The 26,821-nt window shown below is 39.5% G+C and carries 21 protein-coding genes; 11 read left to right on the forward strand and 10 right to left on the reverse strand.

Annotated features, from left to right (window positions below):
* Positions 1-36: 36 nt before the first annotated feature.
* The 3 genes from PHO71_RS02845 to rpmA all read left to right on the forward strand — a co-directional run bounded on the left by PHO71_RS02845 (position 37) and on the right by rpmA (position 1,473).
* On the forward strand, positions 37-690 hold the full coding sequence (locus PHO71_RS02845; RefSeq protein WP_300198577.1) for an HAD-IA family hydrolase: 654 nt from the start codon (positions 37-39) through the stop codon (positions 688-690).
* 181 nt (positions 691-871) lie between these two features.
* Positions 872-1,189: a 50S ribosomal protein L21 gene (rplU, locus tag PHO71_RS02850; RefSeq protein WP_300198580.1), complete on the forward strand. Its 318-nt coding sequence runs from the start codon at positions 872-874 to the stop codon at positions 1,187-1,189.
* A gap of 20 nt (positions 1,190-1,209) precedes the next feature.
* Positions 1,210-1,473 carry a 50S ribosomal protein L27 gene (rpmA, locus tag PHO71_RS02855; protein WP_300198582.1) on the forward strand — a complete coding sequence of 88 codons (264 nt, stop codon included), beginning with the start codon at positions 1,210-1,212 and terminating at the stop codon, positions 1,471-1,473.
* 164 nt (positions 1,474-1,637) lie between these two features.
* Here rpmA and PHO71_RS02860 read toward each other — a convergent pair whose 3' ends face one another.
* Positions 1,638-3,473 (reverse strand): glycoside hydrolase family 2 protein, encoded by a 1,836-nt coding sequence (locus PHO71_RS02860; protein ID WP_300198585.1) that lies wholly within the window; start codon positions 3,471-3,473, stop codon positions 1,638-1,640.
* 307 nt (positions 3,474-3,780) lie between these two features.
* Here PHO71_RS02860 and serS point away from each other — a divergent pair, with 307 nt between their 5' ends.
* Positions 3,781-5,055 carry a serine--tRNA ligase gene (gene serS, locus PHO71_RS02865; RefSeq protein WP_300198587.1) on the forward strand — a complete coding sequence of 425 codons (1,275 nt, stop codon included), beginning with the start codon at positions 3,781-3,783 and terminating at the stop codon, positions 5,053-5,055.
* A gap of 551 nt (positions 5,056-5,606) precedes the next feature.
* Positions 5,607-7,895, forward strand: a complete 2,289-nt coding sequence (locus tag PHO71_RS02870; protein WP_300198590.1) for a bifunctional dihydroorotate dehydrogenase B NAD binding subunit/NADPH-dependent glutamate synthase — start codon at positions 5,607-5,609, stop codon at positions 7,893-7,895.
* Positions 7,896-8,009: 114 nt separating this feature from the next.
* Here the strand turns inward: PHO71_RS02870 and panD are convergent, their stop codons facing one another.
* The gene (gene panD / locus PHO71_RS02875; RefSeq protein WP_005677409.1) at positions 8,010-8,363 is read right to left on the reverse strand and encodes an aspartate 1-decarboxylase; all 354 of its coding nucleotides are present in this window, start codon (positions 8,361-8,363) and stop codon (positions 8,010-8,012) included.
* A gap of 18 nt (positions 8,364-8,381) precedes the next feature.
* The gene (panC, locus tag PHO71_RS02880; protein WP_300198601.1) at positions 8,382-9,230 is read right to left on the reverse strand and encodes a pantoate--beta-alanine ligase; all 849 of its coding nucleotides are present in this window, start codon (positions 9,228-9,230) and stop codon (positions 8,382-8,384) included.
* A gap of 142 nt (positions 9,231-9,372) precedes the next feature.
* On the opposite strand from panC, the gene PHO71_RS02885 reads away from it, so the two are divergent.
* Together PHO71_RS02885 and PHO71_RS02890 are read left to right on the forward strand one after the other, a co-directional pair.
* Positions 9,373-10,209, forward strand: coding sequence for a glycogen/starch synthase (locus PHO71_RS02885; RefSeq protein WP_300198604.1), 837 nt, complete (start codon positions 9,373-9,375; stop codon positions 10,207-10,209).
* Positions 10,210-10,229: 20 nt separating this feature from the next.
* On the forward strand, positions 10,230-11,897 hold the full coding sequence (locus tag PHO71_RS02890) for a DUF4270 domain-containing protein (RefSeq protein WP_300198607.1): 1,668 nt from the start codon (positions 10,230-10,232) through the stop codon (positions 11,895-11,897).
* A gap of 135 nt (positions 11,898-12,032) precedes the next feature.
* Here PHO71_RS02890 and PHO71_RS02895 read toward each other — a convergent pair whose 3' ends face one another.
* From PHO71_RS02895 to PHO71_RS02905, 3 genes are read right to left on the reverse strand one after another with little or no spacing between them, the layout of a single operon-like run.
* A complete protein-coding gene (locus tag PHO71_RS02895) occupies positions 12,033-13,448 on the reverse strand; it encodes an alpha-amylase (protein ID WP_300198610.1) in 1,416 nt (471 codons plus the stop codon).
* Between the two features lie 13 nt (positions 13,449-13,461).
* On the reverse strand, positions 13,462-14,736 hold the full coding sequence (locus tag PHO71_RS02900; RefSeq protein WP_300198613.1) for a glycosyltransferase family 4 protein: 1,275 nt from the start codon (positions 14,734-14,736) through the stop codon (positions 13,462-13,464).
* Between the two features lie 17 nt (positions 14,737-14,753).
* The gene (locus PHO71_RS02905; RefSeq protein WP_300198616.1) at positions 14,754-16,691 is read right to left on the reverse strand and encodes a glycogen debranching enzyme N-terminal domain-containing protein; all 1,938 of its coding nucleotides are present in this window, start codon (positions 16,689-16,691) and stop codon (positions 14,754-14,756) included.
* A 189-nt stretch (positions 16,692-16,880) separates the two neighbouring features.
* On the opposite strand from PHO71_RS02905, the gene PHO71_RS02910 reads away from it, so the two are divergent.
* Positions 16,881-17,558 carry a rhomboid family intramembrane serine protease gene (locus PHO71_RS02910; RefSeq protein ID WP_300198619.1) on the forward strand — a complete coding sequence of 226 codons (678 nt, stop codon included), beginning with the start codon at positions 16,881-16,883 and terminating at the stop codon, positions 17,556-17,558.
* Positions 17,559-17,607: 49 nt separating this feature from the next.
* On the opposite strand, the gene PHO71_RS02915 is transcribed toward PHO71_RS02910, so the two are convergent.
* The gene (locus PHO71_RS02915; protein ID WP_300198622.1) at positions 17,608-18,207 is read right to left on the reverse strand and encodes a MarC family protein; all 600 of its coding nucleotides are present in this window, start codon (positions 18,205-18,207) and stop codon (positions 17,608-17,610) included.
* Between the two features lie 137 nt (positions 18,208-18,344).
* Between PHO71_RS02915 and PHO71_RS02920 the strand changes: the two genes are divergently transcribed.
* The gene (locus PHO71_RS02920; protein ID WP_300198625.1) at positions 18,345-19,007 is read left to right on the forward strand and encodes a Crp/Fnr family transcriptional regulator; all 663 of its coding nucleotides are present in this window, start codon (positions 18,345-18,347) and stop codon (positions 19,005-19,007) included.
* Positions 19,008-19,570: 563 nt separating this feature from the next.
* On the opposite strand, the gene PHO71_RS02925 is transcribed toward PHO71_RS02920, so the two are convergent.
* Positions 19,571-21,664, reverse strand: a complete 2,094-nt coding sequence (locus tag PHO71_RS02925; RefSeq protein WP_300198628.1) for a BT4734/BF3469 family protein — start codon at positions 21,662-21,664, stop codon at positions 19,571-19,573.
* Between the two features lie 340 nt (positions 21,665-22,004).
* Here PHO71_RS02925 and PHO71_RS02930 point away from each other — a divergent pair, with 340 nt between their 5' ends.
* Positions 22,005-22,625 (forward strand): HU family DNA-binding protein, encoded by a 621-nt coding sequence (locus PHO71_RS02930; RefSeq protein WP_300198631.1) that lies wholly within the window; start codon positions 22,005-22,007, stop codon positions 22,623-22,625.
* A gap of 204 nt (positions 22,626-22,829) precedes the next feature.
* Here the strand turns inward: PHO71_RS02930 and PHO71_RS02935 are convergent, their stop codons facing one another.
* Complete coding sequence (locus PHO71_RS02935; RefSeq protein ID WP_300198634.1) at positions 22,830-23,864, reverse strand: Gfo/Idh/MocA family oxidoreductase; 1,035 nt, start codon at positions 23,862-23,864, stop codon at positions 22,830-22,832.
* 196 nt (positions 23,865-24,060) lie between these two features.
* Positions 24,061-25,584, reverse strand: coding sequence for a glutamine-hydrolyzing GMP synthase (guaA, locus tag PHO71_RS02940; protein ID WP_300198637.1), 1,524 nt, complete (start codon positions 25,582-25,584; stop codon positions 24,061-24,063).
* 369 nt (positions 25,585-25,953) lie between these two features.
* Here guaA and PHO71_RS02945 point away from each other — a divergent pair, with 369 nt between their 5' ends.
* Positions 25,954-26,733 (forward strand): CPBP family intramembrane glutamic endopeptidase, encoded by a 780-nt coding sequence (locus tag PHO71_RS02945; protein ID WP_300198640.1) that lies wholly within the window; start codon positions 25,954-25,956, stop codon positions 26,731-26,733.
* Positions 26,734-26,821: the final 88 nt, after the last annotated feature.

The raw sequence follows: 26,821 nt of genomic DNA on the forward strand, positions 1-26,821 counted from the left end.
AATAGGATTTTATTACTTTTGTCGAAAAGTTTTCCTATGGATTATAAAACCTACTTATTCGACTTTGACTATACGTTAGCCGATTCTTCACGCGGCATTGTCGCTTGTTTCAGAATAGTGCTTACTCGCCACCAGTACACAAATGTAACCGATGAAGCCATCAAACGGACTATCGGTAAAACGTTGGAAGAATCTTTCAGTATCCTCACCGGTGTTACAGATCCCGAACAATTAACAGCTTTCCGTCAGGAATACAGAAAAGAAGCGGATATTCACATGAATGCCAATACTCTTCTTTTCCCTGATACACTGTCTACTTTGAAAGAACTTAAAAAACGGGGAGCCCGCATCGGAATCATTTCTACGAAATACCGTTTCCGGATACTGGATTATCTGAACAATTATCTTCCGGCAGACTTTTTTGATATTGTCGTTGGAGGTGAAGATGTAAAAGCAGCAAAACCGTCAGCCGAAGGGGTACAGTTTGCTTTAGAACATCTGAAAAGTATTCCGAAAGAAACGTTGTACATCGGAGACAGCACAGTAGACGCCGAAACAGCCAGAAACGCAGGAGTAGACTTTGCAGCTGTACTCAACGGAATAACAACTGCTGATGAGCTTCGGGCTTACCCCCATCGAATCATAATGAATTCTCTTTCAGAGTTGCAAAACGTTACTTCTCATTCTTGAAGTATCTGACACACCCTTGATTAGAGATGGAAGTCATGCGAGAAAAAAAGCAAAGAAATACTTGTCACATAGAAATAAAAATAGTACTTTTGTGCCCGATTATTCCGCAACGGGTATGACAAAGAGCTCTTTAAGAGATTAAAGACCACCCGCCGGAGCTAACTTATACATTTATTATAAGATGTACGCAATTGTAGAAATCAACGGTCAGCAATTTAAAGCAGAAGCTGGTCAAAAGTTGTTCGTTCACCACATCGAAGGTGCAGAAAACGGTTCAACAGTAGAATTTGAGAAAGTTCTTTTGGTAGACAAAGATGGAAACGTAACTGTAGGTGTTCCTACCGTAGAAGGTGCTAAAGTTGTTTGCCAAGTTATTTCTAACTTGGTTAAAGGTGACAAAGTTCTTGTTTTCCACAAGAAAAAAAGAAAAGGTCACAGAAAACTGAACGGTCACCGTCAGCAGTTTACTGAATTAACAATCACAGAAGTAGTAGCTTAATCAATTAAAAGTAAGAAGAAATGGCACATAAAAAAGGTGTCGGTAGTTCTAAGAACGGCCGCGAATCACACAGTAAAAGATTAGGCGTTAAGATATTTGGTGGCGAAGCTTGCAAAGCAGGTAATATTATTATTCGTCAAAGAGGTACTGAATTCCATCCGGGTGAAAACATCGGTATGGGTAAAGACCACACTCTTTTCGCTTTAGTAGACGGTACAGTAAGTTTCAAAGTAGGTAGAGAAGACAGAAGATATGTTTCTGTAGTTCCTGCAACTGAAGCATAATTGTACAACTGAAAATAGTTAAGAAAAGGAGATGTAATCCAAGCGATTACATCTCCTTTCTTTTTCTATTCTCACCTAGAACTCTTACTATCCGAATAATTATAAAATAAGACCGCCTCATCATATTGCTATTTAGAAACGGCCTTTCAAAAAAAAATTATTCTTTATTTCTTTTTCCGAGTACTCTTTATTATTTCCTGATTAATGTATTTAACCTTATCAATATCCATCTTATCCACTTCTCGGTCATAAGTAACTAAACCGTTTATCTCATGTTCCACATCCGTGGTTTGTGTATAGATAGCTGTACTCAATCCAAAATACTTAATCATCTGCTCCAATTCGGTAGCCATCAATACATAAGTATCCGTCAGTTGCTCTTTATTCAACATCATTTCATAAGCATCATTGCGCACAGGCCACATATGTCCACGCACAAACAGACCTTTTCCTCCAAACTCTCCGAGAGAAGCGGCTCTATTATCAGTGGGACGTGCCATTGCCTGAGGTTCTATCTTACCATAATGATGCATATCTACAAAATCACCATTACCGGGATCTCCATAAGCCTTGCGGTAACCAGGAGCATAATTGTATCCGGACATTCCATTCACCCAACGATTCGGATCATATTTCTTCACCCAGTCAGTAATGTCAGTTGCTTCAAAAGCTCCCCAGTTTTCATTGAACGGAACCCACATTACGATGGACGGCGAACTAACGTGTTGGTCAATCATCACCTTCAATTCATCACGAAACTGTTTGCGAACCGCTACAGAATCCACACCATCAGGTTCCCAAAGATTAGGCATATCTTGCCAAACCATCAAACCAAGCCGATCACAATGATAATACCAACGTTGAGGCTCAACTTTAATATGCTTACGAATCACATTAAATCCGGCACGTTTAGCTAATTCAATATCATAAAGCAAAGCTTCCTCCGTAGGAGCTGTAAATGCACCATCAGGCCAATATCCTTGATCCAAAAGACCGATATGGAAAACAAATTCTCCATTCAATAAAGGACGAAGTACACCGTCTACTTTTCCCATTGTAAGCGAACGCATACCAAAATAAGAGGAAATTTCATCTATAACCTTCCCCTTCCGATCCTTTAACTGCAATTTCAATCCATACAAAAAAGGATCGTCCGGACTCCACAAACGAGGATTCTGAATAGGCAGATAAAAAACAGTATTTGAATTTCCATCCATTTTCGCTATTTCCGTAGTACCATTATCAGCAATCGCAGTCACTTTCAATTCGGGATTATCAGCATAAGCCACTACCTCCAGACGATTATTCTTCAAGTCAGGCACAAGCTTGATATGAGAAATATATTGTTTTTCTACCGGTTCAAGCCAAACTGTCTGCCAAATACCGGAAGTATAAACATAATCTCCATGCGGTCCGTTCTTTCCCGAAGCAGCCCGACCGTCATTAGGATCGTAAGCACCTACTACTAGAACATTTTCTCCCGACTTCAAATAATCAGTGATATCCAAACTAAAAGCATCGTAACCACCTGTATGGGTTCCTACTTTCTTTCCATTTACAAATACCGACGAAATACGATCTACTGCACCAAAATTCAGCAAAACATTCTTTCCTTTCCATTCTTTAGGAACAACGAAGTTACGTCTATACCATAAGCAAGTATCGCCTTTTCGGGCTATACCAGATAACTCCGCTTCAGGAGGAAACGGTACGCGTATCTTCTCTGTTTTTGGAGGAAATACAGGAGGAGTAGTCGCAGTAGTAGGATCAGGTAGTTTTTTACCGCCCATATAGTCCCACATACCGTTCAGGTTTAACCATTCGGACCGTGTCATTTGTGGACGTGGATATTCCGGAAAAGGAACTTCCGCTTTTAATGCTTGCCCTGTCCAAGGAGTAGGCAATGTAAACTTTTCCAAGTTTTGTGCCTTTACATTGAAAGCATCTCCGGATAAAAGCAAGAGGCTAAAAATAAAACAAGTAATGACATTCTTTTTCATAATAACAGTTTTATAAAGTATTTGATCAGTATTCAGACAGACAGGAATATTTCCGAAGAAATTCATGCAGCTTTCGTCAATCTGGTTTCAAAGATAGTATTTTGTAAGTAATAAATTACTTTTATCAAAAGATATATTTGAATGATATATGAAGATAAATATTCATCTCATGAATAAAAAAGCATATATTCTTAGATTTTACCGTAACTATTATACGGAAAATGTATAATAACTATGCCTATATATCTTTTTTTTGCTCTATCTTTGTAACTCGAAACAAAGAAAGTTCAAAAAAAAGTATATAGCTATGCTTACCATTAAACAAATTACAGAGAACACAGAGGCGGTACTCCGCGGACTGGAAAAGAAGCATTTCAAGAATGCAAAAGAAACGATCGACCAAGTTATCGCTTTCAATGACAAGAGACGTAACACACAAAACCAATTAGATAAGAATCTGGCAGAGGTTAATTCCCTTTCACGCACTATCGGACAATTAATGAAAGAAGGTAAGAAAGAAGAAGCCGAAGCTGCACGTGTCCACGTTGCCGAATTGAAGGAAATCAATAAGGAATTGGATGCTACTATGACAGAAGCTGCCAATGATATGCAGAATATGCTTTATACTATTCCTAACATCCCTTACGATAGTGTACCCGAAGGTGCAGGCGCCGAAGATAATGTAGTGGAGAAAATGGGTGGGATGGAAACTGAACTTCCTAAAGACGCTCTTCCTCACTGGGAATTGACAAAGAAATATGATTTAATTGATTTCGACTTGGGTGTGAAGATCACAGGTGCAGGTTTTCCTGTATACAAAGGAAAGGGTGCACAACTTCAACGTGCCCTCATCAACTTCTTTCTGGACGAAGCCCGCAAATCAGGATACACCGAAATTATGCCGCCGACTGTTGTCAATGCCGCTTCCGGTTATGGTACAGGACAGCTTCCTGACAAAGAAGGACAAATGTACCATTGCGAAGTAGATGATTTATATCTGATTCCGACTGCAGAAGTACCTGTTACCAACATTTACCGTGACGTAATTCTGGAAGAGAAACAATTGCCAATCATGAACTGCGCTTATACTCAATGTTTCCGCCGTGAAGCTGGTTCTTATGGCAAGGATGTGCGGGGTTTAAATCGTCTGCACGAATTTTCTAAAGTGGAACTGGTTCGCATTGATAAACCGGAACATTCCAAACAATCTCATCAGGAAATGTTGGATCATGTGGAAGGCTTGTTACAGAAATTGGAGCTACCCTATCGCATCCTGCGTCTTTGTGGTGGTGACATGAGTTTTACGGCTGCCCTCTGCTTTGACTTCGAAGTATATTCCGAAGCACAAAAACGTTGGTTGGAAGTTAGTTCCGTATCCAATTTCGACACTTATCAGGCTAACCGTCTGAAATGCCGTTATCGTAGTGCAGAAAAGAAAACAGAACTTTGTCATACATTAAACGGATCAGCATTGGCACTACCTCGTATCGTTGCTGCTTTACTAGAAAATAATCAGACTCCGGAAGGTATTAAGATTCCGAAAGCATTGGTTCCATACTGCGGTTTCGATATTATCGATTAATTCGAAATCATTCATAAAAAAGCTAACCCAGAAGTTATTTACGCTTTCCTCCACAGAGAGAAAGGACTATAATACTTCTAGGTTAGCTTCTACTATTTATAAATTATCTCTCCTCCTATTTCTTAGAAGGCTTTATTATCTTCCAATAAAAGATATTTCTTCGTCTGCTTTTACTGAATATTACAATAAAAAGCTATGTAATTTCACAATTATAAACACGAAGGATAACAAGTAACGACTGATTTAGAGTCACCTATTATAGGAAAGAATATCCGCAGCAATGGTAATACACAAGTAACCACCAAGATTTACTCCAATCCAAACCATTTCTTCCAACATTGCCAGACTGGGCAAATGGATGGATACATCGAAATAAAGGAAACTTTCAGCAAAGAAGTATTGAAAGATATAGCTGATTGGATACTAAAAACAGTACATAAATGAAAAGACACTAGCAGTTTTAGCAATCAGGCTATTCATTTTTCACAAATAAGCCTTATCTTTGCAAAATCTTAGCAAAAAGAAAGAAATTACGTAATAAAGATAATATAATGAACAGAATTATTCGCAAAGAACGTTTTTCAGAAAAAGTTTTTAAACTTGAGATTGAAGCTCCTTTAATTGCTAAATCCCGCAAGGCCGGACACTTCGTTATTATACGTGTAGGCGAAAAGGGTGAACGTATGCCTTTAACTATTGCCGGTTCTGACATGAAGAAAGGTACTATCACATTGGTAGTGCAAGAAGTCGGCCTTTCTTCTACCCGTCTCTGTGAATTAAACGAGGGCGATTATATCACAGATGTAGTAGGTCCATTGGGACAAGCTACCCATATTGAAAATTTCGGAACAGTAGTTTGTGCCGGAGGAGGTGTAGGTGTTGCTCCGATGCTTCCTATCGTGCAAGCTTTGAAAGCTGCCGGAAATAGAGTGATTACAGTATTGGCAGGTCGCAATAAAGATCTCATTATACTGGAAAAGGAAATGCGCGAAAGCTCAGATGAAGTAATCATCATGACAGACGACGGATCTTATGGCCGTAAAGGTCTGGTAACAGAAGGTGTAGAAGAAGTAATCAAACGCGAGAAAGTAAATAAATGCTTCGCTATCGGTCCTGCCATCATGATGAAATTCGTTTGCTTGCTGACTAAGAAATATGAAATTCCAACTGAAGTATCATTAAATACAATCATGGTGGATGGTACAGGAATGTGTGGTGCTTGCCGTATCACTGTTGGAGGAAAAACGAAGTTCGTTTGTGTAGATGGTCCTGAGTTCGACGGTCACCAAGTGGACTTTGATGAAATGTTGAAACGTATGGGTGCATTCAAAAATATCGAACGTGAGGAAATGCACAAGCTCGAATCTGAATGCGAAGCAACCAAAGAAATAGATGAGAAAAGCCGTAATGCTGCATGGAGACAGGAATTACGTAAATCCATGAAAGCGAAGGAACGCACAGCCATTCCTCGTGTTGAAATGAATGAGCTTGATGCCGAGTATCGTTCACACAGCCGCAAAGAAGAAGTGAATCAAGGATTAACAGCCGAGCAAGCTGTTACTGAAGCAAAGCGTTGTCTCGACTGTGCCAATCCGGGATGTATGGAAGGATGTCCTGTAGGGATTGATATTCCTCGTTTCATCAAAAACATCGAACGCGGTGAATTCCTCGAAGCAGCTAAAACATTGAAAGAAACAAGCGCACTTCCGGCTGTTTGTGGTCGTGTTTGTCCACAGGAAAAACAATGTGAATCAAAATGCATCCATTTAAAAATGAACGAAAAGCCGGTAGCTATCGGCTATTTGGAACGTTTTGCTGCCGATTATGAACGTGAAAGCGGAAACATTTCTGTCCCCGTAATCGCAGAAAAAAATGGTATCAAAATTGCAGTGATTGGTTCAGGACCTGCCGGACTGTCATTTGCAGGAGATATGACCAAATATGGATATGATGTAACTGTATTTGAAGCACTTCATGAAATTGGTGGTGTATTGAAATATGGTATTCCGGAATTCCGTTTGCCTAATAAGATCGTTGATGTCGAAATTGAAAATCTTTCCAAAATGGGAGTCAATTTCATCAAAGATTGTATTGTAGGAAAAACAATCAGCGTAGAAGATTTGAAAGAGGAAGGATTCAAAGGTATATTCGTAGCTTCGGGTGCAGGACTACCCAACTTTATGAATATACCAGGCGAGAACTCCATTAATATTATGTCTTCCAATGAATACCTGACTCGCGTTAATCTGATGGATGCAGCCAGTGAAGATTCCGATACCCCGGTAGCTTTCGGCAAGAATGTAGCAGTAATTGGTGGTGGTAATACAGCTATGGACTCCGTACGTACGGCTAAACGTTTGGGTGCAGAACGTGCTATGATCATCTACCGTCGTTCGGAAGAAGAAATGCCTGCTCGTATTGAAGAAGTAAAACACGCTAAAGAAGAAGGCATAGAGTTCCTTACACTGCATAACCCGATTGAATATACTGCGGATGAACAAGGCCGGGTAAAACAAGTTGTTCTTCAAAAAATGGAATTGGGAGAACCGGATGCTTCCGGACGTCGTAGCCCGGTAGCGATCCCCGGAGCAACTGAAACGATTGACATTGATCTGGCTATAGTCAGCGTTGGTGTATCTCCGAATCCGATTGTTCCAAGCTCTATCAAAGGACTGGAATTAGGTCGTAAAGGCACTATTACTGTAAATGACAACATGGAATCTTCCATTCCCATGATCTTTGCAGGTGGTGATATCGTACGAGGTGGAGCAACAGTAATCCTCGCAATGGGCGATGGTCGTAAAGCAGCCGCTGCAATGAATGAGCAGTTAAAAAAATAGCAAGCTATACACAATTTTCTCAATTAGAATAAACACATCCCCCTACCCCATAAAAAAAATCCTTGACTACTTTTGTAATCAAGGATTTTTTTCATATAAAAGAATTGTTTTCTCTTACTTCACTACCTTGTTCGTTGCCGGATCCGGGAAAATCACGCTCGGCTTAAACGACTTCGCCTCCTCAAAATCCATCAGTGCATACGACATGATAATCACAATATCATCAGGTTGCACCTTACGGGCAGCAGCACCGTTCAGACAAATCTTACCGGAACCGCGTTCACCTTTGATAATGTAGGTTTCAAAGCGTTCGCCATTATTATTATCAGCGATATACACCTTTTCTCCCGGAATCATGTTCGCTGCATCCAACAGGTCTTCATCAATCGTGATACTACCCATGTAGTTCAGATTAGCCTCTGTGACACGTGCACAATGAATTTTCGACTTCAACACTTCAATCATCATAAGGTTTCGTCTTTTAAATTAGAATTCTTTGTATTTAATATTATCAATCAGACGAACTTCTCCGCAGAACACTGTGATACAGCCTACCGCATATGAAGTATCCTCCCAATTGCTAATCTTCTGCAATGTGTTTCCATCTACAATTTCGAAGTACTCCAAACGCAAGCCCGGAGCAACCGCAATCGCATCTTCCACCATCTTTTGTGTCTCACTCACTGTGTGAGACGCTGCAAAGGTATGACTTTTAAAGATTGTTCGTGAAATATTTAAAGCATTTTCACGTTCTTCAGCCGATAAACGTTTATTCCGGCTACTTAATGCCAGCCCATCTTCTTCACGAACGATTGAACAACCAACTATTTCCAGCTTATAATCCATCTGATGAACCATTTCACGAATAATTGCCAATTGTTGAAAATCTTTCTCACCGAAATAAGCACGGTCCGGTGTTACCGCATCAAATAACTTGCTGACAATCTGGCAAACTCCATTAAAATGTCCCGGGCGGAAAGCCCCCTCCATTACCGTATCCAGTGGAGCATAGCTGAACTGACGGGTATCAGGCTGCGGATACATTTCGTCTACCGACGGAGCAAAGACAAATGTTGCCCCGCAATCATCTAATAGACAGCAATCTGCATCTAACGTACGGGGATACTTTTCCAGATCATTTTTATCGTTAAACTGAGTGGGATTTACAAATACACTCACTACTGTTATATCATTCTCGCTTGCACTGCGCTTTACCAGCGATGCGTGTCCTGCGTGTAAAGCACCCATTGTGGGTACCAGTCCTACCTTCTTACCTTGGGCTTTCAGAACTGCCAATTCAGCCTGTAAATCCTTGATAGTGTGTATTACTTTCATCTTCGTTAATTGGTTTATGTTTTGGTCGTTTGCAAAAACTCTGCAAAATAAACTAATATTTGCCACATAAAGAAAGAATATGCTATTTAAAGTTCCTTTTTTTTGCTATCTTTGCAGAATATTATAGAGAACTATTGTTATTATGACAAAGGCGAATAAAGTTTTATTTATTACACAAGAGATTACACCTTACGTTTCAGCATCCGAAATGGCCAATATAGGTAGGAATCTGCCGCAGGCAATCCAGGAAAAAGGCCGTGAAATCAGAACTTTTATGCCCAAATGGGGAAATATCAACGAACGCAGAAACCAACTGCATGAAGTGATCCGACTCTCAGGTATGAATCTGATTATTGACGATACTGATCACCCACTTATCATAAAAGTTGCTTCTATCCAATCTGCACGTATGCAGGTATACTTCATCGATAATGATGACTATTTCCAGAACCGACTGCAAACAGTAGACGAGAATGGTGTGGAATATGATGATAACGACAGTCGTGCCATTTTTTATGCACGTGGTGTGTTGGAAACAGTGAAAAAACTCCGTTGGTGTCCGGATGTTATCCACTGCCATGGTTGGATGACGGCATTAGCACCTCTCTATATTAAGAGAGCGTACAAAGACGAACCTTCTTTCCGCGATGCTAAAATAGTATTCTCCGTATACGAAGATGACTTTAAGAATACATTCAGTGAAGACTTTGCTAGCAAATTAATATTGAAAGGCATTTCGAAAAAAGACTTAGCTGCTTTAAAAGAGCCGATAGATTATGCCACTCTCTGCAAACTTGCTATTGACCATTCCGACGGTGTGATCCAGAACAGCGAAAAAGTGGATCAATCTATCATCGAATATGCCCGCCAATCAGGTAAATTAGTACTTGATTATCAGAACCCGGATAATTACTCAGACGCATGCAATGAGTTCTATGACCAGGTATGGGAAGCTACAGCAAACCAAAAAGAAGAATAAAAAATCAAGAAACGACGATCATGAAAGCAAAATATGCCTTGATAGCCTTATTAGCTATCACATTTTTCGGATGTGATGATAACACTGCCGGACTGGGATTAGGAATGTTTCCGGGAAGCGACCAAAACATTAGCGGAAGATTAACTACTTTTGATGTAACAACCAGTTCTGTTCCCACAGGTCAAATTTATGCGAAAACCAATATCGGCTATGTAGGTAAATTTACTGACGAAACATTTGGGACTTATCAGGCAGGCTTTTTGGCATCTATAAACTGTCCTGAAAAACTAACATTCCCGGGAGTTTATAAAAATAATGCTTTAAATGCTGATGGAAAGGTTGCTAATAATATGGTTATAGAACCTGCCGATGATATTAAACTTATCTACGACAACGACCAAAATGAGCCAATCGGAGAACCTATTGGTAATATTCACACTGTCGAACTTTATTTATGGTATAAAAGCTATTTTGGAGACTCATTGACTGCCTGCCGATTAAGTGTTTATGAGCTAGACGAAAAGCTAGAGCTCAAAGACAAACCTTACTATACCAATATTGATCCGAACAACTATTATAATGAAGCTGATTTATTAGGCAGTAAAACTTATACAGCTGTTGATTTATCTATAAAAGATTCTATCCGCAAGTCGGATAGTTATACGCCAAACGTGAATTTCAGTTTTAAAGATGATATTTCCTATAAAGTCGGTGGAAAGATTTTAAGAGCTGCGAGAAGAGCAGGAACAAGTTTTGATTATAACAAATTCAGTGATATATTTAAGGGAATCTATATAAAAAGCGATTATGGAGATGGAACTATACTATATATTTCCCAAGCACAAATGCGCGTAGTCTATAAATGTTATGAAGTAGACAAAAAAACAGGTATAAAGCTTAAAAAGTCAGGTAGTACAGCAGATTCCACATATTATACGACTCGTGATTTTGTATCTACCCGTGAAGTTATTCAAGCCAATCAACTGGCTAATGATAAAGAAAAGATTAAAGAATTAATTGAGGAAGATAACAATACATATATCAAATCTCCGGCAGGTATTTTTACCCAAGCAATACTTCCGATCAATGAAATTAATGAAAAATTGCAACTGGATACATTGAATGCCGTAAAGCTAACATTCTCTAATTATAATCAGTCAAGTGAGAATAAATTCGGTATGACTTATCCATCGACTCTAATGCTTATACGTAAAAAATTTAAAGATTCATTCTTTGAAAATAATCAGCTGACTGATAATATAACATCCTATTTAACCTCACATTCTACTAACATCAATCAATATGTTTTCAGTAATATAACTAATCTGGTAAATGATTGTGTTGCAGATGGAGAAAGAGAGGCAGCAGAAAAGAAATTCCTGAAAGGAGAAACTATAACGCTTCAATTCACTAATGCTGAAGGTGAAACAGAGACTAAAATTGTTGATAACATAATTGATTGGGAGAAATATAGTGATTGGAATAAGGTCCTTCTCATTCCTGTCCTCATTACTTATGATGATCCTACTTCACAAAACAGGCAAATTATTAGTGTGCAGCATGATTTAAAACCTGGTTATGTACGTCTCAAAGGAGGTTCAAGAGCTACTGATCCTAATTATAGCAAAGAGGAACAAGACAAGTTTAAATTAAAATTAGAAGTCGTTTCAACAAACTTCGGCAACTAATAGAAAAATATTAATAGCATAAAAAAGCGCGGATTACAAATTGTAGTTCGCGCTTTTTTTATACTATACTTATAAAAATAACCATGAGCATTGAAACGATCAAGCGGCTCATGGTTAATAAAATGATCAGTAAAATTATTCTTTCTTCGCTGCCTTCTTTGAACTGGTAGCAGTCTTTTTAGGTGCAGTAGCCTTCTTAACAGGTTCCTCAAATGCAGGCTCCTTTTTCACAGTAACCTTTTTAAAAGCTTTTACAGTCTCTTTTTCTACCTTATGATGCCATTTAGCAACTTCCTTCTGTAAATCTGCAATTTCCTCACCCTGATTCTTAATGGTAGTCAAGAGAGAATTAAGTTCTTCATTATCTACATCCACAGGATATAATGAATCTACCCTCTTAATAAAGTCACCTAAGATATTCATGTAGTTAGTAAAGGCATCATAAGGAGAATCATAAATACCCCGATTCAGCCAGATACCGGTATTCTTTGTAGTCATGAAACGGAAATTATTGCTAGCCTGCAAATAGTCCCAATCTTGTTTGATACGACGGTCGTCACATAAGTGAACACGCTCTGCCACACTATATAACTTATTAAAAGCTTCGCGTTGCAAGATATTACCCAACCAACTGCTGGTATCTCTTTCTTCGTCCACCCATGACATGGGATAAGGAACATCCAGTTGAGAAACAGATTTCAGTTTCGTAACAATCTCTGTCGGTGTGGAGAATGTGATACCTTTAGCCTTTGCACATTCCGGCAAAGCTTTTAAGAATTCAAGAATATTAGAAGACAAAGGCTGAGCCATACCCAATGCAGCCAGCTCCATAAAAATATTGATCACTTGCTCTTCCGGTGGCAAGACATCTATCCAGTTGATATATTTATCTGCAAACAATGGATACTCCGCCCATTCTGAATTAGAGAAACGCAAGCTTATGTCATCAGACAATTTAAAATCCCTCAATAACAATTTCAAGCCGGGAGCCTGGTTGCAATGATATACATAATGAGGACTCTTCCAGCCTAAAACAGGCTTAGCACCTTCAGTCAGCATACCTTTAAAGCCCATAGAAGCTACCATACCACCTATTTCGTCCGAATAAATCAAACTGGAGTTACGGAAAACTTTCGGTTCCTTGCCAAACATCTGCTTCATCTTATCACGTTGCCGAAGTACCTCTTCGCGAAAGCAATCTTCGTTAGCCAATGACGACAAGCCATGTGAGTATGGTTCGCAGAGGAACTCACAACAACCGGTATCATTCAATTGATGAAGCAGGTCAATTACAGCCGGAGCATGAATTTCCAACTGTTCCAATGCTACCCCCGAAATGGACAATGCCACTTTAAATGCACCTCCCGAGTTTCTTGCCATCTCAATTAATGCGTTGAGCGCAGGTATGTAAGAACGCTCGGCAACTTCATTCATGCCTGTTTCATTCGCATAGTCATCATAATAATAATGATCAGTGCCGATATCGAAGAAACGGTAACGTTTCAAGTGTATAATCTGATGTATTTCGAAATAAAGACAGATCGTTCTCATAATCTATAATCTTTTATTGTTTACCATAATTTTTTATAACCTCGTCGTAGATACCACGTACTTTGTATCCCACATTCTCCCATTTAATCTCATCCACTTCTCTCTTACCTTCTTCTTTCAGGTAATCGTACATTGCAGGATAAGTACAAATAGAGTAAATAGCATCTGCCATCGCATGAATATCCCAATAATCTGTTTTGATGCAGTTCTCCAGAATCTCAGCACAACCCGACTGTTTGGAAATAATAGTAGGAACGCTACATTGCATAGCCTCCAACGGAGAAATACCAAATGGTTCGGAAACAGATGGCATGATATACACATCACTAGCTTTCAATACCTCATACACCTGGTTTCCTTTCATGAATCCTGGGAAATGGAAACGGTCAGCAATACCACGCTCGGCTACCAAGCGAATCATCTCGTCCATCATATCACCGCTACCAGCCATTACAAAACGGACATTACGCGTACGGTGCAACACCAATGCAGCAGCTTCCACAAAATATTCCGGTCCCTTCTGCATGGTAATACGTCCCAGAAAAGTTACCACCTTCTCATTCGGTTTCTTTAATGGAACAATATCCTGAATTTCCTGCGACAGAGGCGAAACGGCATTGTGTACGGTAGAGACCTTCTTCGGGTCTTGAAAATACTTATGAATCACCGTTTGACGAGTTAGTTCACTCACACACATGATGTGGTCAGCATGATCCATACCATTCTTCTCAATGGCATACACCGTCGGATTTACATTGCCACGACTACGATCGAAGTCAGTGGCATGTACATGGATCACTAAAGGTTTGCCGGACACCTGTTTGGCATGAATACCTGCCGGATAAGTCAGCCAGTCGTGAGAGTGAATAATATCAAATTCCTGTTGGCGGGCTACCACCCCTGCCACAATAGAATAATTATTAATCTCCTCGTGCAGATTATCCGGATAGCGACCGGAGAACTCAATACATCCAAGATCATTGGTGTGAAGATAGTTGAAGTCAGCATAGATATGGTCCCGCAAATCATAATATAATTGCGGATCCATATAGCTACCTAAACGTCCCTTCACATACTCCCAATCGATATTTTTCCAGACTATAGGAGTACTGTTCATACCGATTATTCTCAAAAAACTCTGGTCCTCGTCTCCCCATGGTTTGGGGATGCAGAAGGTGATTTCCAAATCACTCTGCTGAGACATTCCTTTTGTCAGACCATAACTGGCAGTTCCTAAACCTCCTAAGATATGCGGGGGGAACTCCCATCCAAACATTAAAACTTTCATCTTCGTTCCTCCTCCTTTTAATAATACTTAGACAACAGCTTTAGAATACGCAGCACTTCGGCAACATTCATGGCGAATGAAACGGCTCCACGACCTTTGAAAGGCGGGTTACCATCAAACAATTCAGGCAATGAACTGATGCAATGAATGGTCAATTCATCTTCCAATCCGATGAGCTGACGTTCTACGAACGACAAACCGCTCATCTTATAAATACGAAGATAGGCTTCCATATAGAATCCCATCAACCACGGCCAGGCTGTACCCTGATGGTAAGCATAATCACGCTGTATCTGAGGACCAACATAATTCGGACTATATCCCCCACTCTTGGGACTTAACGTACGAAGTCCCTTTGGAGTCAATAACTCTTTGGTTACAATATCGAGCACTTGCTTCTTTTGTGCCCTATCCAAAGGTGAATAATCGAATGCGACGGCAAAGATCATATTAGGGCGCACACTCCAATCCATCATATTACCATCTACATAATCGAGTAAATAACCGTATTCATTACGGAATACTTCAATAAATGATTGAGCTGTTATCTCTGCCTGTGCATCGAGCGAATCAGCCAGATGAGGATCATTTCCTTCACGAACCAGATCGGCAACAAAGCGAAGCGCATTATACCACAAAGCATTAAACTCAACTATATATCCTGTGCGTGGAATCACCGGACGACCATTTACCGTAGAATTCATCCACGTTATCGCCTTATCCGCTCCATTAGCAAAAAGCAAACCATTTTCATGCAAGAAAAGGTTATCATGTTTTCGCTGCCGAATAAATTCCATAATATCTACCAACAACTCACCGTACTTCTGTCGGCATTGCTCGCGGGAAGTCTCCTTAGCATATTGCTGTAAAGCCCAAACAGCCCAAAGCAAAACATCCGGATGATCCATTTCATAAATTTTGAATCCTATCGGTTCATCATTTATATAATTACGAATCACCTTTGCAGCAGTTTTCATCACATCTTCAAATTGATCCACCTCGTCAATGGCAAGAGTCAGTCCCGGCAAAGAAATAAACATATCACGGGCACGGCACTTAAACCAGGGATAACCGGCAAGGATGTAATGTTCCTCTCCCTGTTGATTGTGGAACTGATGAGCCGAGTTCTTCAAGCAATGATAGAAACTATCACGCGGAGTACGATCGGCAACTTCCGCATCAAATGTTTGCTTCAACCTACGCGGTGAAATTTCGGAGGTTCCGGCAGAGAAAACAATACTTTCGCCTTTCTTGATATCTACCTCGAAATACCCCGGGACGTAAAGATCTTCATTGAAGTCGTATCCACGCTCCTGCTCTTTCGGATATTCGATTCCCCGATACCAGTCCGGCTGAAAAATGAATTCACATTTTTTATTCAACTGCATGAACAATTCCGGATAACCGAAATACATACAAGTCTTGATACCGTTCTCCACAATCTGATAATCGCGACTCGCCTGCGAGTTCTCATGCGTATATTCACGCACACTGCGGAAAGCCAGAAAAGGTCTGAAACGCAAGGTGGTAGCCGAATGCGCGTCAAGTAATGTATAACGAATCAGAATTCTATTTTCATGGTGTACAAAGATTTTCTCTTTGCGAAGAACCACACCTCCAACACGGTAAGTTGTCGCCGGGATATGTTCACAATCAAACTCACGAATATACTTATGTCCATTCGGACTAAAGTGGTTTCCCTGATATTTATGTAAGCCCAAGTTAAACTCCGCACCGTGTTGAATTACCGTTTCATCAAGAGAAGATAGCAGCACATGATTTTCATCGTCGAGATTTGGAACAGGAATTACCAACAACCCGTGATATTTGCGTGTGTTACAATCAACAATCGTTGTACAATGATAAGCTCCCGCTTTGTTCGTCCGGAGAATTTCCCGTTGAAGGGACTCTTCCAGATTCGTCATGAGGGTCTTGTCAAAATGTAAATAACTCATAGTTGTGCATTATTTAAAGGTTAATTATTTGGTCCATAGCACACAAGCACCGCTCAGAGCATTGTCTACATAGGTATAATGCCCAAATGTACAAATTATAGATAAAAACAAAAATAAAAAGGCTTTTTATTTTTAGATTTTGTGCAAATATTCGTAGTATTGCGTAAAATATCTAAAGAAAAGAATGTGATGAAGCAAGACATTCAGCATATCATGCTAGCTGCAGCCAGATCTTTGTTTCTTATTTTTATCCTTTACCTGTTAAAAGTAGTCGAAGTAGGAATGGATCTGGACTTCTCTCATCTGGGAGTTTATCCTATGGAGAAAAGAGGTATAATAGGTATCCTGACTCATCCATTGATACACAGCGGTTTCAGTCATTTATTAGCAAACACCCTCCCCTTATTCTTCTTATCTTGGTGCTTATTTTACTTTTACCGGGGAATATCTGGTAGGATTTTCATACTTATCTGGCTTGGCTGTGGGATGCTTACTTTCTTCATTGGCAAACCAGGATGGCATATTGGTGCAAGTGGACTTGTTTATGGTTTTGCCTTCTTTCTCTTTTTCAGTGGTATTCTTCGCAAATATGTTCCACTAATTGCCATATCTTTATTAGTCACATTTCTATACGGAGGAATTGTGTGGCATATGTTTCCTTATTTTTCTCCTGCCAATATGTCGTGGGAAGGACATCTCAGCGGTGGTATTATGGGAGTCCTCTGTGCATTTGCTTTTGTAAACTATGGACCTCAATGTCCGGATCCTTTTGCAGATGAAAATGAAATTGAGGAAAAGGATCTTGAAATAGAAAGCTTTGAGGAGGAAATAGAAAAAAATGATAAAGAAGATACGGAAAGTCTATAGTCAGATACCTTCTTGTGCACTATAGACTTGCCGAATATTTATATTTTAATCAATGTTTTTGCAACGCTGCTATTAATAAGGTAATATTTGCAGTAAATAGTCTTACAGCAATAGCTAAAAGAATAATCCCAAAAAACTTACGAATAATATAAATACCTCCTTTACCCAAAAAGCGTTCTACCCGTCCGGTCATACTTACCACAAAATAAACCCATATCATATTTAGTATCAAGGCAATAATTATGTTAATATCAGCATATTCTGCCCGAAGGGAAAGTAACATAGTAAACGCACCGGCACCTGCCAATAAGGGGAAAACAAGTGGCACCAAAGTAGCTTCCTTAATAGGCCCCTGATTCTTAAAAATCTCAATGTCCAGAATCATCTCCAAAGATAAAAGAAAAATAACAAATGCACCTGCAACCGCAAATGATTCAATATCCACCCGAAAGAGCTTCAATAACATATCTCCTGCATAAAAGAAGCCTATCAACAAGATAAAAGAGATTATAGTAGCCTTCATTGCATTCACTCCCTTGCCTTTCTCTTTCAAGTTTATGATAATAGGTATAGAACCAATGATATCTATTACAGCAAAAAGTGCAATAAATGCACTGAACATTTGCTGCCAATTAAAGCTTGCAAGCATAATATCCTCCTTTTTTATTGCAAATATACTCTATTTTTAGGCTTTCAAACAATAAAAAAAACAAAAAGTAAGGTCAGATAAGATTATGCATATCGTATAATGAGTAAATTTGTGAAATTAACAAAAGATGATAGCGCATGGAAACGATGTTCGATACTTTGCTTCAATTACCTTTATTTCAGGGTCTTTGTCATGAAGACTTCACCAATATATTAGATAAGGTCAAATTGCATTTTTTCAAACATAAAGCCGGAGAAATAATTATAGAAAACGGCAGCCCCTGCAAACAGCTATGTTTCTTGCTGAAAGGAGAGATCTCTATAATTACAACGTCAAAAGAAGATACGTATACAGTAATTGAGAGAATAGAATCTCCCTATCTGATCGAACCTCAGTCATTATTTGGTATGAGCACTACTTATACATCTTCCTATATAGCTCATACGGAAGCTCATACTGTCAATATAAGCAAGGATTTTGTACTTAACGACCTTTTCAGGTATGAGATTTTCCGCCTCAACTATATGAACATAATCAGTAACCGTGCACAAAATCTTTATGCTCGTTTATGGGAAGAACCCACTCCGGATTTGAAAAGTAAAATTATTCGTTTCCTTTTATCGCACTGCGAAAAGCCACAAGGGAAAAAGATTTTTAAGGCGAAGATGGATGATCTGGCACGCTGTCTGGACGACACTCGTTTGAATATTTCCAAAGCACTGAATGAACTACAGGATTATGGTTTAATTGAGTTGCATAGAAAAGAGATTCTCATTCCGGATGCACAGAAGCTACTATAAGGTCTAAATATTTATATTATGACGAAACTAAAATTAGAACTGGCTCAAGCAACTGGTGAAATAGCAGAAAAGGATTTTAGGCAGTACTATAGGTAGTGGTGAGAATATTTATGCGAGGAAAGATACCTGGGCAAAAACAAATCGTACTAGATTATTGGGCTTCATGGTGTGAACCATGCGCACGGGAGATTGAAAAGGGAACGTTTTTGTATATCTATCGCTGGATAAAACCAAAGACTTTAATAAAGCAAAGGCTAAAGCTACAGAACTTGACATTGTTAAAAAGGCATATATCGCTTCAGGAGACTTTAGTTCCGCATACGCCAAATATATCAATGTGACAAATATCCCACACTTTGTACTCATTGGAAAAGATGGAACATTAAAGAGACTCAATGCGAGCTTTCCCAGCTCCGGTGACTTTCGCTCTTATGAATAATGAGCCTCATTGCCCTCACGCTCTCACTATCCTCACCAAATCCCCTATTCATCGTAGTTCCAGCTATGAGAGATCCGATGGTAGCAGAGTGAGAGCAACTGTTTGCCCTCACTCTGTACTTCATTCATTCCACTTTCATCAAATGATAAAGTGTCCCCTTACTAGACTTCCGACAAGGGATATTCAACTTTTGAAGTGCTCGCCCGAAAACTGACACCTTATTAATAGCCAGCTTATCACGCGTCTTCGTCTGCAAATAATTCAAAATTTGCATGGATGTCATCCATTCGCCACCCTCCTCTTCTCCGGTCGGACGGAGAAAGCAATGAAACAGTTGCTCTAATGGACTCATCTGCTCAAATTCGCGATTTGTCTGCTTCAATATCTTTTCATCTTCATCATCCAGCCAGTAACGCTCCCCCTTAGAAACAGCCTCCATCGCTTGGGCATAGAGCTGTTTGTAATTAATAGGAGCGTTGGTTTTAATAGGAGCTATCACTTCAATGCAGATAAAACGGCGGCTACCAGTGGGATCGGTAAGCAAATCTTTCTGATTGCTGGTGCCAATAAAAGAAGCATAGCGACGCATCTCCCGGATAGTATTACCATGAGGCTTACGTAAGTTAGCAACAGGCTTTTGCAATAAATGTTTCAAAAATCCTTGCTGACTGACATTAACCTGGTCGAACTCATCAATGTTAATCAGGAAAAAACGTCCCAAATAACGTTCAGCTTCTTGCTTGCTCTTAAAATCAATGCTATCCGTATAGCCGAAACGCAATTCCGGTGGCAGAATCATACGACAAAATGTAGATTTGCGATAACCTTGCGCACCGACAAGCAAAGGCGAAGTACTGTTGCCATGCTGCCGATCCACTCCTCTCCAATGGGCTACCATACTTAGAAACCAACGATAGAACAACTCCTTCCAGTATGGATTAGTGCAGGGAACCAGATCTGCCAACGCACGAATACGGTCTTTGCCGTCCCAACGACCTACATCATAAAGAAATTCTTCTACAGGATTATACAAAGGAACAAATTCTGAATTCAGGAAACGGTCTACATCACGATCCCAGGCATTTATACCTTCTTTTAAAGCACTGATAGAGATACTGTTGCGTACCCGTTTATCCACAGGTTTAAAATAGAAATGAACAGAATCACGTTGGCGGTATTCCAAATCATCCAACACTGTGTTGTAACGAAATTCATAACGGCGGCTCATAAATTCTTCCAGCAGAAAAGCCGTTTCTTGCTCCCGGCCCACACTACTTCTCTGCCCGAAGCCTTTACATTCCTGATAAAGATTATGAAGCGTCGAACGTATCAACTGTTTATCCGACTCACGATAATAATGGATAAACGTCTGACGAACAGCTTCTTCATCAGGTATACCTGCTTTAAAACAATGTTCGGCCAAGTGTACGAGCAAAGGTTGCAAATCGTCTCCACGTTTCCAGTTCTCCATTTCCTGAAGTGCTCGGTTTAAGGCAGCTTCATAAATCTTCGTAAAGGTTTTAGCCGACTCATACCCCGGCTTCAGCCGCAATAAAAGGTTCTTCTCCCCCTGTTTCCGTTGCCGGAAAGTTTCCTCACCCGGCATCGTTAGCGGTTGCTCCAAGCAGAACGGCACTGCATGGGGATTATAATAAGGATTCTCGTCCAACGTCATACGGCACTTTTGAGCTAAGACGGGTTCTTTCAGATCAATGTCGTAAGAAAGCATCGGTTGATAACATTTCACAGCGAGCAAATAGGCATGAGCATGAAACAGTTCCGCTTCTGCTTCTTTCACTGGTAGTCCTCCGTCGTCCGACAACGCAAAACGTACCCATATCTTCACGCTACGACCACTGGAACCACAAAATGCGGCAAAGGTCTGGGGTAATAGTGACGCCTGGTGCTTTACAAATTCCATTTCGGACAAGCCCGCCAACCGATTTACCTCCAACTGTACCAGTCCGTTATATTGTTTCATTCTTCGTTCACCTCCTTTGATACGGGCATATTCTATGCCAGGATAAATGTATGGCAATTTATCAATATGTTCATATTGGGCATACGTGCCCTCCAATATCGGTATCAATTCCCGCAAAGCCGTAATATATCCGGATTTAGTTTCCGCCTTCATTTTGTCGAATAAAACACCAGTCTCACATACACTGAGAGCTTCTTTGCCACTCACGTTATCTCGCCTGATTAAAGTAATTTTCATTCTATCTTGTCTATTTTTCACAATTATAACTTACTGCTTAATACCCGTAAAGGTACACTATTAATTACTAAATCACAAGTATTTCATCTGATAAAAAACCTGGATTTTATTTGTTCTGTCCCTATTGTTTATGTATCTTTGTGTAATAGTTATTAAAGGCTCACATCCGTAAACAAATAAGCTAACATATTTGAATCAATTCATTCACAAGTGTAAACAAATTGATTCACAATAGTGAGCTATTAAAGAACAAGTATAGTTTGCAGAAGAAACACAAAGTATTCACACTTTCTATACAAGAGAAAACAGAATAAGAACCATAACATTAAAACATAGAACTATGGCAATATTATTTGATTGGTATGAAGATCCGAGACCATCGGACAAACACGAAGGAAAAAAGACGCTGCATCCGCGTATTAAATACAACGGCTCCATAGGAACTAACATAATACGCCGTCGTATTCAAGAACGCTGTTCACTGACCGAAACCGATGTTACCGCTGTGCTTGATGCTCTTTCGCACATCTTGGGACAGGAATTGGCAGATGGAAAACAAGTACATTTGGACGGCATAGGTTACTTTCGCCCTTGCCTTACCTGTACGGAACCTGTAACAGTTAGCACCAAACGGAAATCAACGAAAGTGAAGCTGAAAGCTATCCAGTTTCGTGCAGACCAAACATTGAAAAACGAATTTGGTATTCTAAAAGCAAAATCCCTCAAAGGAGCGTTGAATTTCAAGCAACTGACAAATGAAGAGATTGATCAACGACTCACTAAGTATTTCCAAACGCATCAATTCATGCGGAGATGTGACTTTCAAAGCCTTTGTGGAATGACCAGAAGTACGGCTATGCGCCATATCCGGCGTTTACGCGAAGAAGGCAAGCTAAAAAATGAAGGTGGTGTGATGCAACCGATTTATGTACCGGAAAGTGGATATTACGGAGCCATATAGAGTGAGGGCAAACGGTTGCTACCACTCTGCCACCATCGTTGCTCTAACTACTGTAAATCCGATGAATACGGAGGTTACAGCAATAAGTGAGGGCATGAGGGCAAAAAGTGATATAAAATATAATTGAGCAGTAAAAAATCAAAGCCCCCCGATCGAAGATTTTCATTGGAAAACAATGTCGAATTCACTAAGCAGTTTCCGATATCATAATCTTGGTTCTTTGTCCGCCGGATAAACTACCCCTATTTGTCTGCGTATCTCATCAATGATCTCTAACGAGATAAGTGAATGATTGTGGCTGTTTATATCAGATTCAATCCTGCGTTGCTCTATCAAATTTATAAACTCTTCCACTTCATAAAAATATTTATCTCTTTCCAATTGAGAACCTACCGATTCAGAAAGTATAGTTGTCCCCTTGTTTAATATAGCAGTAGTATGGCGCGGCAAATATGTAACTTCTTGTATGGTCTGAATTTTATCTAAAAGTAAATTACCTTCTTCCCCTTCAATTTCAGTAGGAAGGAAAGAATCTACTATTTTTGAGTACAACACGGTAGCATTCATTCCCTCATATTGGAAATTAACAGCCCCCTGTCCGTCTACACCGGACGAAAGTATAATACCACTCGCATCAATCTTATGAGGACGTCCGAATAATGCTACCATTGGATAAATAGTATAAATACCAATATCCATTACAGCACCATTTGACAATTCAGGTTTGAACGCATTCATAACAATTCCTTCTTTGAAATGATCATATCGGGAAGAATACTGGCAATAACATGCAAAATAACGGCGGATGGTTCCTATTTTTTTCAAATACTCTTTTATGATACGAAAATTTGGATTCACGGTTGCTATCATGGCCTCCATTAAAGTCATACCGTATTTATGTGAAGCTGCAATCATAGCTTCAGCCTCAATCGCATTTGAAGCAAGAGGTTTTTCACATAATACATGTTTTCCATAACGCATACACAAGATACTTTGAGAGGCATGCATATAGGTAGGGGTTGCAATATATACGGCATCAATCAAGGAACTCCTTGCCATATCCTCCAATGAAGTAAAAGTGTATGGAATGTGGTGTTTCACAGCAAATGAGTTCGCTCTTTCTTCTGTGCGTGAGCATACGGCCACTAACTCAAACCGACTGTCTTGCCGGGCACCGGCAATTACCTTATCAGTAATAGTATTTGTACCGACTACTCCAAAACGTATTTTCTTTTCCATAATCTTATTGATTGTCATTTAAGATCCGCAACATTAATTGCAGATTTTAGCGATATAAAGTGAACTTTGAAAAAAATGTGTTGCAGATAAAATATCCGCAACACATTTATAATGACTTCTGCAACACCAATAAACTACTTTATATCAAATTGCCAATGAGCATTTACGGTAATTGCATAATAAAAAACATCCGGATTTATTCCCACTCAATCGTTGCCGGTGGTTTGGAACTGATATCATAGGTAACACGGTTCACACCTTTTACCTTATTGATGATATCATTCGAAACCTTACCAAGAAATTCGTAAGGCAAATGTGCCCAATCAGCAGTCATCGCATCAGTAGAAGTAACAGCACGCAATGCTACCGCTCTTTCGTAAGTACGTTCATCTCCCATTACACCAACAGATTGAACCGGAAGCAGAATAACACCGGCTTGCCATACCTGGTCATACAATCCCCAGTCACGCAATCCCTGAATATAAACATCATCAGCATCTTGCAGAATACGTACTTTTTCAGGAGTGATATCACCCAAGATACGCACAGCTAAACCCGGTCCGGGGAACGGATGACGAGTAATCAAATGTTCCGGCATACCCAATTCACGACCTACACGACGAACTTCATCTTTAAACAACAAACGAAGTGGCTCACAAAGTTTCAAATGCATCTTTTCCGGCAAACCACCTACGTTGTGATGACTTTTAATAACTGTTCCTGTAATAGACAATGATTCGATGCAGTCTGGGTAAATAGTACCTTGAGCCAGCCATTTCACATCTTTTATTTTGTGGGCTTCTTCATCAAATACATCGATAAAGCCCTTACCTATAATCTTACGCTTATTTTCGGGTTCTGTCACACCAGCCAGTTCAGCAAAGAACTTTTCACTGGCATCCACACCGATCACATTCAGTCCCAGACATTCATAATCACTCATCACATTCTTGAACTCATTCTTACGCAGCATTCCATGATCTACGAAGATACAAGTTAAGTTCTTACCAATCGCACGATTCAGCAATACGGCGGCAACTGAAGAATCAACTCCACCACTCAAACCCAGTACTACTTTATCATCACCCAACTGTTCCTTCAACTCGGCAACCGTACTTTCAATAAACGAAGCCGGAGACCAGTCTTGTTTACAGCCGCAAACATCTACAACGAAATTCTTCAAAATCTGAGTACCGTCTTCGCTATGGAACACTTCCGGGTGAAACTGTACACCCCATACATTTTCTCCTTCAACCTGGTAAGCAGCAATCTCCACTTTATCAGTAGAAGCTATCTTTTTAAAGTTATCAGGAATCGCAGTAATTGTATCTCCATGACTCATCCATACCTGTGTATTCTCGCGTACTCCTTTAAAAAGCACATTATCTTTGCAGAAAGAAGCCAAATGAGCACGACCATATTCACGTGTGCCCGCGGGCTCAACCTTTCCATTATTAGTATAAGCCATAAACTGCGCACCATAGCAAATACCTAAAATCGGATATTTACCACGAATCTCGCTCAAATCAATTTTGAAAGCATCTTTATCGTATACCGAGAAAGGACTTCCGGAGAGGATAACTCCTTTGATGGTAGGATCATCATTAGGAAATTTGTTATAAGGAATAATTTCGCAATACGTATCCAATTCGCGTACACGCCGCCCGATGAGCTGTGTTGTCTGCGAACCGAAATCAAGAATTATTATCTTTTCCTGCATATAAATGGTTGGATTTTAAATAAATGATTTGCAAAAGTAGAAAAAAGTACGCAATCTATTTAAATTATAAATCAAAAATCTATCATTTTATCATATTTAAAAGATAAGCAAACACTCGTATGGTTGGTTTTCCAGACTGACCTATAACCTATTTATAATGCTTGTTACAAAGAGTCATATAGTTAATGTGAGTTAATTATTGTCCCCCAGTAAACCTTTTAATCGGCTTTTTCGAGATACGACAGCACTTTCTAAAGTATATATTTTGTCCCCCTTATCTTTTTCGACTATTTGGTAGTACGAAAAAAAAGATTCTATTTTGTAATACTGTTCCGACAAACCTATTATTTACATCTAAAATTTAAAATTATGGAAATGTTCACTTATCCTAACTGCCGTACATCTATTTGGTTGGCTATTTTATTCTTATTATGGACTATAGTCATTCTAATTATCTGCGTCATAACAAATACTCCCTCTTACTTATACTCTACGCTTCTTTACGGAATTACAACAGGAGTACTTGCCATCGCTTTCCGAACGAAAGTTATGGACCGGTCTATTCTTCGATTCAATAATGTAGGAACAAAAACTTTATTGCTTGCTGTGGGAGGCACACTCTGCATCCCTTGGTTACACGCACTGATTCATTCTGTGATACCGTATCCTGAATTTCTTACAAAAGAATTTGCTGCCATTAACAATGAAAGGGTCGATGAAACTCAATACATCTTTTATATTATTAGTGCCATACTCACTCCATTTACAATAGAAATTATATTTAGAGGAGTCATTTTAAGAGGACTTCTCCTTGAGTATAATACTCGTAAATCTATCGTAATAGCAGCTATTATTTATGCAGTAGTATGGGGTTGTATAACACTGTTACCTATATTAGGGTTGTTATACGGACTATGGTTCGGCTGGCTGTATGTGCATAGTCGTAGTTTATGGACAAGCCTTATAGCTTTCATTGCCCTACAACTTATGAGTGCAATATATTCCATAATCGGAAATTACTTTACCATATCTCCGCAAGTAGAATCGGCTATGACCGGAGATTCATGGATCGTCAATCTGATCATGACTGTACTGTTCTGTATACCAACTTATTTTCTGCATTTAACATTCAAACACAATGGAAACTGAAATTATACAATCAACTTCTTCACAATCGTGGACTGAGCACAATATACTGCTGCAACAATTACAACTGCAGCAACTCATCATACTAGGG

Origin of the sequence: Bacteroides sp., assembly GCF_028690125.1 — a bacterium.
Taxonomy (GTDB): domain Bacteria; phylum Bacteroidota; class Bacteroidia; order Bacteroidales; family Bacteroidaceae; genus Bacteroides.

Coding starts and splice junctions, on each gene's coding strand:
- PHO71_RS02845 (WP_300198577.1), top strand. CDS start 37: ATGGATTATAAAACCTACTTATTCGACTTTGACTATACGTTAGCCGAT.
- rplU (WP_300198580.1), top strand. CDS start 872: ATGTACGCAATTGTAGAAATCAACGGTCAGCAATTTAAAGCAGAAGCT.
- rpmA (WP_300198582.1), top strand. CDS start 1,210: ATGGCACATAAAAAAGGTGTCGGTAGTTCTAAGAACGGCCGCGAATCA.
- PHO71_RS02860 (WP_300198585.1), bottom strand. CDS start 3,473: ATGAAAAAGAATGTCATTACTTGTTTTATTTTTAGCCTCTTGCTTTTA.
- serS (WP_300198587.1), top strand. CDS start 3,781: ATGCTTACCATTAAACAAATTACAGAGAACACAGAGGCGGTACTCCGC.
- PHO71_RS02870 (WP_300198590.1), top strand. CDS start 5,607: ATGAACAGAATTATTCGCAAAGAACGTTTTTCAGAAAAAGTTTTTAAA.
- panD (WP_005677409.1), bottom strand. CDS start 8,363: ATGATGATTGAAGTGTTGAAGTCGAAAATTCATTGTGCACGTGTCACA.
- panC (WP_300198601.1), bottom strand. CDS start 9,230: ATGAAAGTAATACACACTATCAAGGATTTACAGGCTGAATTGGCAGTT.
- PHO71_RS02885 (WP_300198604.1), top strand. CDS start 9,373: ATGACAAAGGCGAATAAAGTTTTATTTATTACACAAGAGATTACACCT.
- PHO71_RS02890 (WP_300198607.1), top strand. CDS start 10,230: ATGAAAGCAAAATATGCCTTGATAGCCTTATTAGCTATCACATTTTTC.
- PHO71_RS02895 (WP_300198610.1), bottom strand. CDS start 13,448: ATGAGAACGATCTGTCTTTATTTCGAAATACATCAGATTATACACTTG.
- PHO71_RS02900 (WP_300198613.1), bottom strand. CDS start 14,736: ATGAAAGTTTTAATGTTTGGATGGGAGTTCCCCCCGCATATCTTAGGA.
- PHO71_RS02905 (WP_300198616.1), bottom strand. CDS start 16,691: ATGAGTTATTTACATTTTGACAAGACCCTCATGACGAATCTGGAAGAG.
- PHO71_RS02910 (WP_300198619.1), top strand. CDS start 16,881: ATGAAGCAAGACATTCAGCATATCATGCTAGCTGCAGCCAGATCTTTG.
- PHO71_RS02915 (WP_300198622.1), bottom strand. CDS start 18,207: ATGCTTGCAAGCTTTAATTGGCAGCAAATGTTCAGTGCATTTATTGCA.
- PHO71_RS02920 (WP_300198625.1), top strand. CDS start 18,345: ATGGAAACGATGTTCGATACTTTGCTTCAATTACCTTTATTTCAGGGT.
- PHO71_RS02925 (WP_300198628.1), bottom strand. CDS start 21,664: ATGAAAATTACTTTAATCAGGCGAGATAACGTGAGTGGCAAAGAAGCT.
- PHO71_RS02930 (WP_300198631.1), top strand. CDS start 22,005: ATGGCAATATTATTTGATTGGTATGAAGATCCGAGACCATCGGACAAA.
- PHO71_RS02935 (WP_300198634.1), bottom strand. CDS start 23,864: ATGGAAAAGAAAATACGTTTTGGAGTAGTCGGTACAAATACTATTACT.
- guaA (WP_300198637.1), bottom strand. CDS start 25,584: ATGCAGGAAAAGATAATAATTCTTGATTTCGGTTCGCAGACAACACAG.
- PHO71_RS02945 (WP_300198640.1), top strand. CDS start 25,954: ATGGAAATGTTCACTTATCCTAACTGCCGTACATCTATTTGGTTGGCT.